The 10,211-nt window shown below is 66.7% G+C and carries 9 protein-coding genes and 1 pseudogene; 2 read left to right on the top strand and 8 right to left on the bottom strand.

The window, feature by feature from the left end:
* A partial coding sequence (locus tag ACEN88_RS16565; RefSeq protein ID WP_413341267.1) for a response regulator occupies nucleotides 1–289 on the top strand: 289 nt, incomplete at its 5' end.
* A gap of 68 nt (nucleotides 290–357) precedes the next feature.
* Nucleotides 358–981: a response regulator transcription factor gene (locus ACEN88_RS16560; RefSeq protein WP_413341265.1), complete on the top strand. Its 624-nt coding sequence runs from the start codon at nucleotides 358–360 to the stop codon at nucleotides 979–981.
* A 51-nt stretch (nucleotides 982–1,032) separates the two neighbouring features.
* Here ACEN88_RS16560 and ACEN88_RS16555 read toward each other — a convergent pair whose 3' ends face one another.
* The 8 genes and pseudogenes from ACEN88_RS16555 to ACEN88_RS16520 form a co-directional block, all read right to left on the bottom strand.
* Nucleotides 1,033–1,863 carry an alpha/beta fold hydrolase gene (locus ACEN88_RS16555; RefSeq protein WP_413341269.1) on the bottom strand — a complete coding sequence of 277 codons (831 nt, stop codon included), beginning with the start codon at nucleotides 1,861–1,863 and terminating at the stop codon, nucleotides 1,033–1,035.
* A 264-nt stretch (nucleotides 1,864–2,127) separates the two neighbouring features.
* Nucleotides 2,128–2,829 (bottom strand): YoaK family protein, encoded by a 702-nt coding sequence (locus ACEN88_RS16550; RefSeq protein WP_413341264.1) that lies wholly within the window; start codon nucleotides 2,827–2,829, stop codon nucleotides 2,128–2,130.
* A 10-nt stretch (nucleotides 2,830–2,839) separates the two neighbouring features.
* Complete coding sequence (locus ACEN88_RS16545; RefSeq protein WP_413341262.1) at nucleotides 2,840–4,702, bottom strand: amidohydrolase; 1,863 nt, start codon at nucleotides 4,700–4,702, stop codon at nucleotides 2,840–2,842.
* A gap of 24 nt (nucleotides 4,703–4,726) precedes the next feature.
* Entirely contained in the window at nucleotides 4,727–5,053 is a 327-nt protein-coding gene (locus ACEN88_RS16540; RefSeq protein ID WP_056131176.1) for a helix-turn-helix domain-containing protein, read from the bottom strand.
* On the bottom strand, nucleotides 5,046–6,107 hold the full coding sequence (locus ACEN88_RS16535; RefSeq protein ID WP_413341260.1) for a DUF4131 domain-containing protein: 1,062 nt from the start codon (nucleotides 6,105–6,107) through the stop codon (nucleotides 5,046–5,048). Before ACEN88_RS16535 ends, ACEN88_RS16540 begins: the two co-directional genes overlap by 8 nt.
* A gap of 27 nt (nucleotides 6,108–6,134) precedes the next feature.
* Complete coding sequence (locus ACEN88_RS16530) at nucleotides 6,135–7,757, bottom strand: T6SS immunity protein Tli4 family protein (RefSeq protein WP_413341258.1); 1,623 nt, start codon at nucleotides 7,755–7,757, stop codon at nucleotides 6,135–6,137.
* A gap of 355 nt (nucleotides 7,758–8,112) precedes the next feature.
* Nucleotides 8,113–9,780 carry an esterase/lipase family protein gene (locus ACEN88_RS16525; protein ID WP_413341257.1) on the bottom strand — a complete coding sequence of 556 codons (1,668 nt, stop codon included), beginning with the start codon at nucleotides 9,778–9,780 and terminating at the stop codon, nucleotides 8,113–8,115.
* Nucleotides 9,781–9,822: 42 nt separating this feature from the next.
* A pseudogene (locus tag ACEN88_RS16520) lies at nucleotides 9,823–10,211 on the bottom strand (type VI secretion system tip protein VgrG); the annotation flags it as partial.

Raw genomic sequence — 10,211 nt, 5'->3', positions numbered from 1 at the left:
GGGCTATCCGAGCGCCGCCGCCGCGCTGGACGCCTGCGACCCCGTGCGTGCCCACTGCGCCGTGCTCGACATCCACATCGGCGAGCCGGACGGCTTCGCGCTGCGCGAAAGCCTGCGCGCGCTGGCCCCGAGCCTGCCCGTCATCTTCATCACGGGCGACGACGATCCCGCGCTCGTGCGCCGCGCGAGCGTGGTCGGCGCGCTGACGCTGCTGCTCAAGCCGGTCGACGCCGACTGCCTGCTGGCGCTGATCGATTCGATCCCGGTGCCGCCGGACGCCGTTCGGTGATGGCCGTCCCTCCGCACGATCCGGTGTTTTCCGCTATGCTTGCGTCTGCAACAGACGAGGAGGCAGGCATGGGCGAGCGGATGGTGATCGTGGTGGACGACGACGCGAACGTGCGTTCCGGCCTCGAACACCTGCTCGAGGCGGAGGGGTACGACGTGCGCGCGTTCGCCGACGCCGCCGACTTCCTCGTGCAGCCGGCGCCGCCCGTGCCCGCCTGCCTGATCCTCGACATGCAGATGCCGCAGCTGGACGGCATGAGCGTGCTGCAGCACATGGCCGGGCGCCACCTGGCGCTGCCCGTCATCTTCCTCACCGGCCACGGCACCATCCCGCTGTCCGTGGCGGCGATGAAGGCGGGCGCCAACGAATTCCTCACCAAGCCGGTCGATCCGGACGCGCTGCTGGCCGCCGTCGGCGAGGCGCTGGCCAGCGATGCGAGCCGCATCGCGCAGCGCCGCGAAGCGGACGAACTGGCGCGCCGCCATGCCCAGCTCACGCCGCGCGAGCGCGAGGTGTTCGGCCTCGCCATCGGCGGGTTGTTGAACAAGCAGATCGCGGACGAGATGGGCATCAGCGAGATCATGGCCAAGGTCCACAAGCGCAACCTGATGCAGAAGATGCAGACGCGCACCCTTGCCGAACTGGTGCGCATGGCGGAGAAGCTCGGCATCGCGAGCGTGCGCAGCCGCTGATCGGCATACGGACGCGTGGGCACCCCGTGCCCACCATGCGCAGTTGCCCGCTTAACCCTTGATGAAGGCGAGGATGTCGGCGTTGACGACGTCCGCATGCGTCGTCGGCATCCCGTGCGGGAAACCTTTGTAGGTCTTCAGCGTACCCTTCTGCAGGAGCTTGGCGGACAGTACGCCGGAGTCGGCGTACGGCACGATCTGGTCGTCGTCGCCGTGCTGGACCAGCACCGGCAGCGTGATCTTCTTGAGGTCCGCCGTGAAGTCGGTCTGCGAGAACGCGACGACGCCGTCGTAATGGGCCTTGGCGCCGCCCATCATGCCCTGGCGCCACCAGTTCTGGATGATGCCTTCCTGCGGCTTCACGCCCGGACGGTTGAAGCCGTAGAACGGGCCGGACGGCAGGTCGCGGTAGAACTGCGCGCGGTTCGTCGCGACCTGCTGCTGGATGCCGTCGAAGACGTCCTTCGGCAGGCCGCCCGGGTTCGTCGCCGTCTTGACCATGATCGGCGGCACGGCCGCGATCAGCACGGCTTTCGACGCGCGCGACTGGCCGTGGCGGGCCAGGTAGCGCACGACTTCGCCGCCGCCCGTCGAGTGACCGACGTGGATCGCGCCCTTCAGGTCCAGGTGCTCGACGACGGCCGCCAGGTCGTCGGCGTAGTGGTCCATGTCATGGCCGGAGCCGACCTGCGTGGAGCGGCCGTGGCCGCGGCGGTCGTGCGCGATGACGCGGAAGCCGCGCTCGACGAAATACATCATCTGGGAATCCCAGTCGTCGGAACTCAGCGGCCAGCCGTGCGAGAACACGATCGGCGTGCCGCTGCCCCAGTCCTTGTAGAAGATGTCGACGCCATCCTTGGTGCGCACGTAGCTCGACGTCATGCGGGCAGCGCCGCCTTTCGATTCCGTGGCCGCTTGCGCCGGACCGGCGGCAGCCATCATGGCCAGGGGCAGCGCGGCGGCGCCGCCCAGCATGCTCCGGCGCCTGGCGTTCATATCGTTCATATCGTTTTCCCTTTCGTTTGGTGTTGTTGTGATGAACCGATGTTCGGCTGCTACGATGCCCGATGCGAGCGGCAAAAACCACTCGCCGGAATGTAGGGTGGGCACTCCGTGCCCACGCGTGACGTTCGCGTATCGTGGACGCTACGCTGCCGCCGGTGCCGCTTCCAGCGCCGGCCAGTCCAGCAGCACGAGCCACGCGAGCAGCGCGAGTGCGGGCGCAAAGCACCAGAATCCGAACGCCATCCACGCCATGCCGCCCGAGATGCAGCCGAGCGCGAACGCGAGCACGGGCCAGAAGAACTTCACGAAGCGCGCCTTGACGGCCGGTGTGGCGCGGCCCGTGGCCAGGTCGGTCATGTCGATCAGGAGCTCCGTCACGTTGCCGGTCATGACCGTCGTGGGCGCGATGCGGCCCAGCTGCAGCTTGCCGACGGCGTTCTGCACGCCCATTGCCGCGGTGCCCAGCATGCCGGTCACGAGGACCAGCGGCGCTTCCGGACCGGCCAGCGGCGACGCCGCGAGGCCCGCGATCGTGAACAGTGCGAGCAGCACGAACTGCATGCCCAGCAGCGGGCGGGCCGGATTGTGGCCGAGCCGCGCGCAGCGCACGTCCATCAGGCGCGCCACGACGACGCCGGCCGCGAACGCGGGAATCGCGAGGAATTTCAGCGGCAGCACGCCGGCGTGCGACGGCCGTGCGAGCTCGCTGCCGATGAGGACGAAGTTGCCCGTCACGTGCGCCGTGAACAGGCCGAACAGGCCGACGAACGCGGACGTGTCGATGTAGCCGGCCAGCAGGCCGAGGCCGACGCCGAGCGTCAGGTCATTGGGTTTCATGGACATGGTCTTCTCCTCAGAACGCAAAGCAGCTGCAGCCGAACGCGCCCCAGAACGCGCTGAAATCCGACACCGGCACATCCGACTTGCGCGCGCGGTCGTGCGCATGCGCGTGGACGGAGCACGCGCCGCGGCACTGGTGCGGCAGCTTTGCGGCGACCGGTTGCTGGACGGGGCGGTAGTGGCCCGGCACCTTCGCCACGGGCGACCACTCGGGCAGCACGGGAATGGCGGGCGGCGCCAGCTTGTCGAACGCGCCCTGGCCGAACACGATGCGCCCGCCCACGACGGTCAGCACGGATTCGATGGCCTTGATGGCGTCCTCGTCGACGCGGAAGTAGTCGGCGGAGAGCACGGCGAGGTCGGCCAGCATGCCTGCCTGGATGCGGCCTTTCTGCCCCTGTTCGCTGGAGAACCAGGCACTGCCCGCGGTCCACAGTTCCAATGCGGTGTGGCGGTCGAGGCGCGAACCTGCGTCATACAGGCGCAGGCCGCCGACGGTGCGGCCGGAGACGAGCCAGTACAGCGCCGTCCACGGGTTGTAGCTGGCCACGCGGGTGGCGTCCGTGCCGGCGCCGACGGGCACGCCGGCGTCCAGCATGCGCTTGATCGGCGGCGTCGATTCGGCCGCCTTCGCGCCGTAGCGGTCGACGAAGTACTCGCCCTGGAAGGCCATGCGGTGCTGGATCGCGATGCCGCCGCCCAGCGCCTTCACGCGCTCGATGTTGCGCGGGGTGATGGTCTCGGCGTGGTCGAACATCCAGCGCAGGCCATTGAACGGGATCTCACGGTCGACCTTCTCGAACACGTCCAGCATGCGCGAGATGGATTCGTCGTAGGTCGCGTGCAGGCGGAACGGCCAGCGGCTCGACACGAGGTGGCGCACCACTTGCTCGAGTTCCTCCTCCATGCCGGCCGGCAGGTCCGGGCGCGGTTCCAGGAAGTCCTCGAAGTCGGCGGCGGAAAACACGAGCATCTCGCCCGCGCCGTTGTGGCGGTACCAGTCGGTGCCCTGGCCCGGCGTCACCATTCCCGTCCATTTCTTGAAGTCGTCGAGTTCCTTGCCCTTGTTCTGCGTGAACAGGTTGTAGGCGATGCGGATGGTCAGCTGGTCTTGCGCGGCCAGCTGTTCGACCACCTGGTAATCCTCGGGATAATTCTGGAAGCCGCCGCCCGCGTCGATCGCGCTCGTGAGGCCGAGGCGGTTCAGTTCGCGCATGAAGTGGCGGGTCGAATTGATCTGCTGCTCCAGCGGCAGCTTCGGGCCTTTCGCCAGGGTCGCGTACAGGATCATCGCGTTGGGGCGCGCGATCAGCATGCCGGTCGGGTTGCCGGCGGCGTCGCGCACGATTTCTCCGCCCGGCGGGTTCGGCGTCGTCTTGTCGTAGCCGACGGCGCGCAGTGCGGCGCGGTTGAGCAGGGCGCGGTCGTACAGGTGCAGGACGAACACGGGCGTGTCGGGCGCCGCCGCGTTGAGTTCTTCCAGGGTCGGCATGCGCCGTTCCGCGAACTGGAATTCGTTCCAGCCCCCGACCACGCGCACCCATTGCGGGTTCGGGGTGCGGTCGGCCTGCTCCTTCAGCATGCGCAGCGCGTCGGCCAGCGACGGCACGCCTTCCCAGCGCAGCTCGAGGTTGTAGTTCAGGCCGCCGCGGATCAGGTGCAGGTGCGAATCGTTCAGGCCCGGGATGACGGCGTGGCCGTCCAGGTCGATCACGCGGGTGGCATCGCCACGGTGGCGCATGACGTCGGCGGCGTCACCCACGGCGACGAAGCGGCCGCCGGCGATGGCGACCGCGTCCGCCTGCGGGTTGGACCGGTCCAGCGTGTGGAAGCGGCCGTTGGTGAGGATCAGGTCGGCGATGGCGGGTAGGTTCATGGTTTCCTCCAGAATGTAAATATATTACTGCGCGCGGCTGTACTGCAGCGGCGACAGGCCCGTGCTGCGGCGGAAGCTGCGGCAGAAATGGCTCTGGTCGGCGAAGTGCAACAGCATGGCGATTTCGCACACGCTGTGGCGGCGGTCCAGCAGCAGCCGGCGCGCGTGCTCGATGCGGCGCCGCATCAGGTAGCGCATGGGCGGGTCGCCCGTCGTGGCGCGGAACAGGCGCGAAAAATAATGGCGCGACAGGCCCGCGTGGCCGGCCAGGTCCGCCAGGGTGAGCGGCTCGGTCAGGTGGTCGTCGATGTAGCGGCAGACGCGGATCACGGGCGCGGGATTCTCAGGCATGGTCGCGGCTTTCGGACGGGGGGACGACGCTGGCGATGCTGCGCACGGGCAGCACGACGCGGAACAGCGCCCCGTGCGGCTCCGCGGCCGTGCATTCGATGCGGCCGCCGTGCGCCTCGACGATGGCGCGGCTGATCGACAGCCCGACGCCCGTGCCGTGCGCCTTGGTCGAATACAGGGCGTCGAAGATGCGCTCGCGGTCGGCCGGGGCGATGCCGGGGCCGTTGTCGCGCACGCGCAGCTCGACCAGTGCGGGGCCGGCCGGCACGGATTCCAGCACGATGCGGCGCGGCCGGTCGCTGACGCCCGCCAGCGCCTCGATCGCGTTCAGCAGCAGGTTGATGAGCACCTGCTGGATCTGGGCGCGGCTCGCGTGGATCTGGCGTTCCGGCAGCAGCAGGCGCGTCTCCAGCTGCACGTTCTGGCGCACCATCAGCGCGCGCAGCAGTTGCGCCACTTCGCCGACCGCGGTGTCCAGTGCGAACATGCTGGCTGCTTCGCCCTCGCGCCGCGCGAGACCGCGCACGCCCTGTTCCAGCAGCCACGCTTCGTAATCGAATCCGCCCGGATTCGCGTTGCCGTGCGGGTGCTGCAGGCGCACCGTCAATTGCCAGCGCTGGCCTGGCTGGACGTCGCCCACGGCCTGGCGTATGCCATAGCGGCCCTGGTACCACGACAGCGCGATGTGGGAAGGCACGCGTACCTGGTCATCGATGGTGCGCTCCACGCGGAAATCGAAGCGGACGCCCTGGTCGAAGCGGTAGGGCAGCGTCTCGACGATCCCGACGACCCGCACGTCGCGGCCCTCGTCGCGCCTGGCCAGCTCCGCCGACAGCGTCGCCTGGGCCAGGAAGGCGGCCCACGCGTAGCCGGACAGCAGGCCGGCGGCGGCGAGCGCGATGATGCGTGCCGGCGGGGAGCGGATCATGGCGGCGCAGGCCAGCACGAAGAGTGCCGTGGCTGCGCCGATAGCCATCCGGCCGGATGTCGGCAGCGTGGCGCTGGTTTGCAGGTACGTGACGCCGGCGACGAAGCCCAGGATGAAGCTGCGCATGGCAGGCGGGCCGGGAGCCGGCAGCCCTCACGCAAGCCGCGACGGCCCGACCGCGGGCGGCGCCATGCCGTCTTGCGCCTCCTGCCCGGAATCGGCAAGAAGCGCGACACATTCGGCTTCGGCAAGGCGCATCAGTTGCCAGCTACTGCGCCGCTGGATCACCTCCGGACCGGCAGAACGGCCGAATATGCCGACCGGTATCTGGAACGTCGCAGCCGGAAGCGTGCTCCCACGGGGAAACCAGCGTGTCCCGTCGAGGGCATGCGTCTCTCCGCAGCGCCACCAGCCGCTGGCGGGACAGACCTCGCCGGTCCGGACGTTCGCGCCGAGTGCCGCTGCCGGTGCGTGGACGGCGTCGTCTTCCAGGGCGGCACTGACCGGTCCGGGCGGGGCAAGCGTAACCAGCGTAGGCGTACGCGGCCGCAGGCGCTTGTCGACCAGTCTCCACATGGTCGGCCGCGACGGTTCGATGCTCGGCTGGAGGCCACGCAGCTTTTGCCACAGGGTCTGCCGCGGTAACAGCAACGCCTGCGGCATGCGGTCGCCTTTGCGAATCCACTGGACTGCACCGCCTTGCACATCCACACCGGGTCCGCCCTCACGGCATTTCCACCAGCCTGACTGTGGACAGACCTCCCCGGCCGAAGCCAATGCACCCAGCGCCGGTCCGGGCGGTTCAGGTGGAGGCTCGGCCGCCGGCGCCGGGCCGGACTTGCGCAAGCGGATGCTGGACGAGATACTGTCCCATAGGGCCAGAACGGCGTCTTCGTGCAGGCTGGAGTCGACTGGCTTACCGCCCGGACGCGGGTTGGTGCCTGTCTCCATGTTCAGCAACAGATGTGGCTGCAACAAATCGTCGACGCCCCCACCGGCCTCCCACATGAAGCCATAGCCGGTCGTAAAATTCAGTTCGCGCACGCGCTCGAGGACCTCTTCACCCTCGATTCCGTTGATGTTGCGTTTGCCCGAACGTATCTTAGTTACACGCAGCATCTCGTCGGCACTCGCTTCTGCATCCGCGAGAGCGACGCGCTCGAGCAACCCGTCGTCGACGTGGCCGCCCGCGACGCTGCTGAGAGCCAGCCCCATGTCAGGATGGCCTGGCAGGCCGAGATGAAAGACGACGTGTTCGTTCGTATGCTCAGGCAGCGGCTCCGCGAATACGCCGCGCCAGACACAAAACCCTGGAAACGCCGGGATGTCGTCGCTGCCACGCACGTGCAGGCGCGTCAATAATGCTTCAGCCAATCTTGCGTCGCCCTCATTGGCAACTTTTTTCGACAGGGTAAAACTAACCCCTTCCAGGTGAGCATGGACCTCCACCGCTACCCATTCGACATCGACACGACGCCCACCCTCGAATCCATAGGTGCGATCCCTGCCATATTCGAGCGCGCGCCCAATCATTCCGGCAATTCGTAGATCGCGTGCTTCGATCATCCCCCCTGCCCGGGCCGGGTCCGCATCGTTTTCTTGCGCGGCTATGGCGGACTCTCGTGTGTTGACCCGTGCCCGAAACGCCGCCTCGCTTTCTTCGACCGTATCGATCGAGAATCCGGATATCATTTCCCCGGAAAGGCTCGTTTCTGCCTCGCTCGGCACATCGACCAAGTAGCGTCCGACACATACCGTTTTCATCTGTTCGGTCATTTTTGCCACCTCGGATCTGTCTCGTATGCTGCGGACCTGACCGGCGGCCCAGGTTCCCGCACAGGCGAGAGCTGCGCACAATACGATGAGCTCTCGCCATCCGCGCTTCCTCGTTCGCGTCATGGCAACATCGACACCAGCTTGACGACAGGGTCGAAGGCTAACGATCGTGGCGACTGCCGCTCGAGCGCAGTCCTGTCGTCAAACCTACCGGTGTCAAACATTACCTCACCTGACCTGCATACTGGTTTGTCCAATGGCAAGCAAGCCTGTTGCCCTGCCGCGTACGCGTCGACACCGCTCGACACCAGGGGCAAGACGACTGCCTTCCGCAATCCGCGTTTCAATGTGCGCTTCATGGCAGCTTTTGTACCAGCTTGACGATAAGGTGATGTGTCAGCAACAGGATCGCGTCGGCATTGAACGCGCCCTGATGATCGAAACCACGGACATCGAATAGCTGGCCAACTTTACCGCGTGGACCCGCACCGGACTGGTGCGGCACGGTACCGTCACCAGCCACGTCCTGGCGTGCCGGTACGAAGTGCAGATTGGTGCGCCCCTCGACTTGCACGCGGCGCCCTCCGGACGGGCCGTAGCCGTTACCGACCGCGCCCCGCAGGTTTGATTCCGTGAAAACGGCGCCGGTGCCGGGGTCGCGCGCGACCCAGCGAACGGCCCCGAAGGACATATGTCCGGGATCGGCACCGTAGAAGGCATACGTGTTCGGATGATAGTAGGTGCCCAGCGTCTGACGATGAAACTCTTCGGCACTGCCGATTGCCTTCCACATGATTTCCCTGATTCCGGGACTGCCTTTGTACTTGCCGGCAGGGTCTGCGAGATCCGGGTCTGCCAGGCGGTACCATGCGTCGAAGTCGCGATACATGTCATAGGGATTACCGACCGGTAAATGCACAACATCCCGCGGTACATCCTTGTTATTGATCCGGCTGACCAGCGAGACATGCAGCCACGGTTGCGGATACAAATGGTTGGGCAGTAATTGCAAAGCACCTGGCGCGGTGGCCATGACCGCCATTGTGTCTTTCGGCATTTCACCGAGGATTTCAGCGATGTGCTCAGCTTTGACGTTGTCCACCTTCCCATTGCTTGGACTCCACTTCTCCGTTCCGCAAGCGATCCGGCGATAGCAAACAGGTGCGCCGAGTGCCGGCATCGCGCCATGAATCACCCCCAGGATCAGATCGGGTATCTCCTTGGCGCAAGCGCGCGCGACCAGGCCGCCCATCGAATGGGTCACCAGGATGACTTGTCGGCATTCGCGCTTGCGCTCCGTCCAGAACGCAATGATGCGCTCGATGCGTTGACGCAGCCGCCTGGCCGAGTCTGCGCACGATTCGAGCCAGTTATAGCCACACGCGTAAACCGGGTAGTAATAGCCAGCGTGCTTTTCCAGCTCTTCCTCGCTGACCTTGTCGATACCGCGCACGCCCCACTTGGCAGGGTCGCACTCCATGACGTCCTTCCAGTGGCGGCATATCACGCGCACGTTGTCGAGCTGATCCATTTCGAACGTATGGTTGAGACCCACATGCAAGCCGTAAAGCAGGTTTCCGTAGGAATCCCAGTGCACTTCGCCCCACGACCGTTGGCGCACCTCGGCCTCCGTCATCCCGTAATTGCGTGCCTCAAGAGGCAAATGGATGTCGCCGCGATTATCGGTCTCGAGCGTTCGGCCATCCAACAGTAGTTGCCGTGTCCCGGCATCGTATTTCTTCCATTTACGCGACGTATTCAACCCCTCGAACGTCCCATTCGGTGCCCGCCACGCCGGCTCCCCCGGATCCAGCACCTCGTTCGCCCGCATCGCCGGACTGGTCGCGGCCCGCAGGTTGCTCCCCATGATCCCCGGTACGACGATGACCGGAACGACCTTCGACGGCGGCAAGGTGAACAGCCCGCGTGTCGTGAACGAGGTGGGGGTCAGGACGGTTCGGCCCGTCCAGCTGCCGTCGGGCTGCGGGACGAGGTTGGGCAAGGGGCGGGTCGGGTCTGCCATGCGCGCTCCGTGGTCTGGGTTGAGTTTGCGGGAAATTCGGCGTCAACGGGCCGGGTCGTCGTCGGGGAGGAAGGCCATGGCGACGTCGCCGATCATTTCGCCGATCAGCAACGAGGTGCGGCCCTGTTCGTCGGTGCGTCCGGTGACGGTGCGGCCGTCTTCGAACGTCGCCTCGTAGCGTTGGTTCGGGACCGGCTTGCCGGTCTGCTGGTGCCGCAGCACCACGTATTCGTCCGTGTGCAGATGCGACGTCGGCATGCGCACGCCCTCCGGTGTCGCGCCGCCGGGGCCGACCTCGTCGAATTCGCTCGCCTTGAAGACCTGGCGGCCGCTCGTCTGCTGGGTGACCGTGCCGTCGGCCCAGTCGGTCTGCGCGCCCGGCGCGATGATCTTCACGGCCGGCGCTTCCAGCTCGATGCGTTCGGCGGCGA

Origin of the sequence: Massilia sp. CT11-108 (assembly GCF_047302915.1) — a bacterium.
GTDB lineage: Bacteria > Pseudomonadota > Gammaproteobacteria > Burkholderiales > Burkholderiaceae_D > Telluria > Telluria orientalis.
The sequence above is the reverse complement of the archived record's forward strand: the minus strand, read 5'-3'. Positions and strand labels throughout refer to the sequence as shown.

What these genes read in the sequence shown, in the direction of transcription:
- ACEN88_RS16555 (WP_413341269.1), bottom strand. Translation starts at nt 1,863, where the DNA reads ATGACGTCGAGCTACGTGCGCACCAAGGATGGCGTCGACATCTTCTAC.
- ACEN88_RS16550 (WP_413341264.1), bottom strand. Translation starts at nt 2,829, where the DNA reads ATGTCCATGAAACCCAATGACCTGACGCTCGGCGTCGGCCTCGGCCTG.
- ACEN88_RS16560 (WP_413341265.1), top strand. Translation starts at nt 358, where the DNA reads ATGGGCGAGCGGATGGTGATCGTGGTGGACGACGACGCGAACGTGCGT.
- ACEN88_RS16545 (WP_413341262.1), bottom strand. Translation starts at nt 4,702, where the DNA reads ATGAACCTACCCGCCATCGCCGACCTGATCCTCACCAACGGCCGCTTC.
- ACEN88_RS16535 (WP_413341260.1), bottom strand. Translation starts at nt 6,107, where the DNA reads ATGCGCAGCTTCATCCTGGGCTTCGTCGCCGGCGTCACGTACCTGCAA.
- ACEN88_RS16525 (WP_413341257.1), bottom strand. Translation starts at nt 9,780, where the DNA reads ATGGCAGACCCGACCCGCCCCTTGCCCAACCTCGTCCCGCAGCCCGAC.
- ACEN88_RS16530 (WP_413341258.1), bottom strand. Translation starts at nt 7,757, where the DNA reads ATGACCGAACAGATGAAAACGGTATGTGTCGGACGCTACTTGGTCGAT.
- ACEN88_RS16540 (WP_056131176.1), bottom strand. Translation starts at nt 5,053, where the DNA reads ATGCCTGAGAATCCCGCGCCCGTGATCCGCGTCTGCCGCTACATCGAC.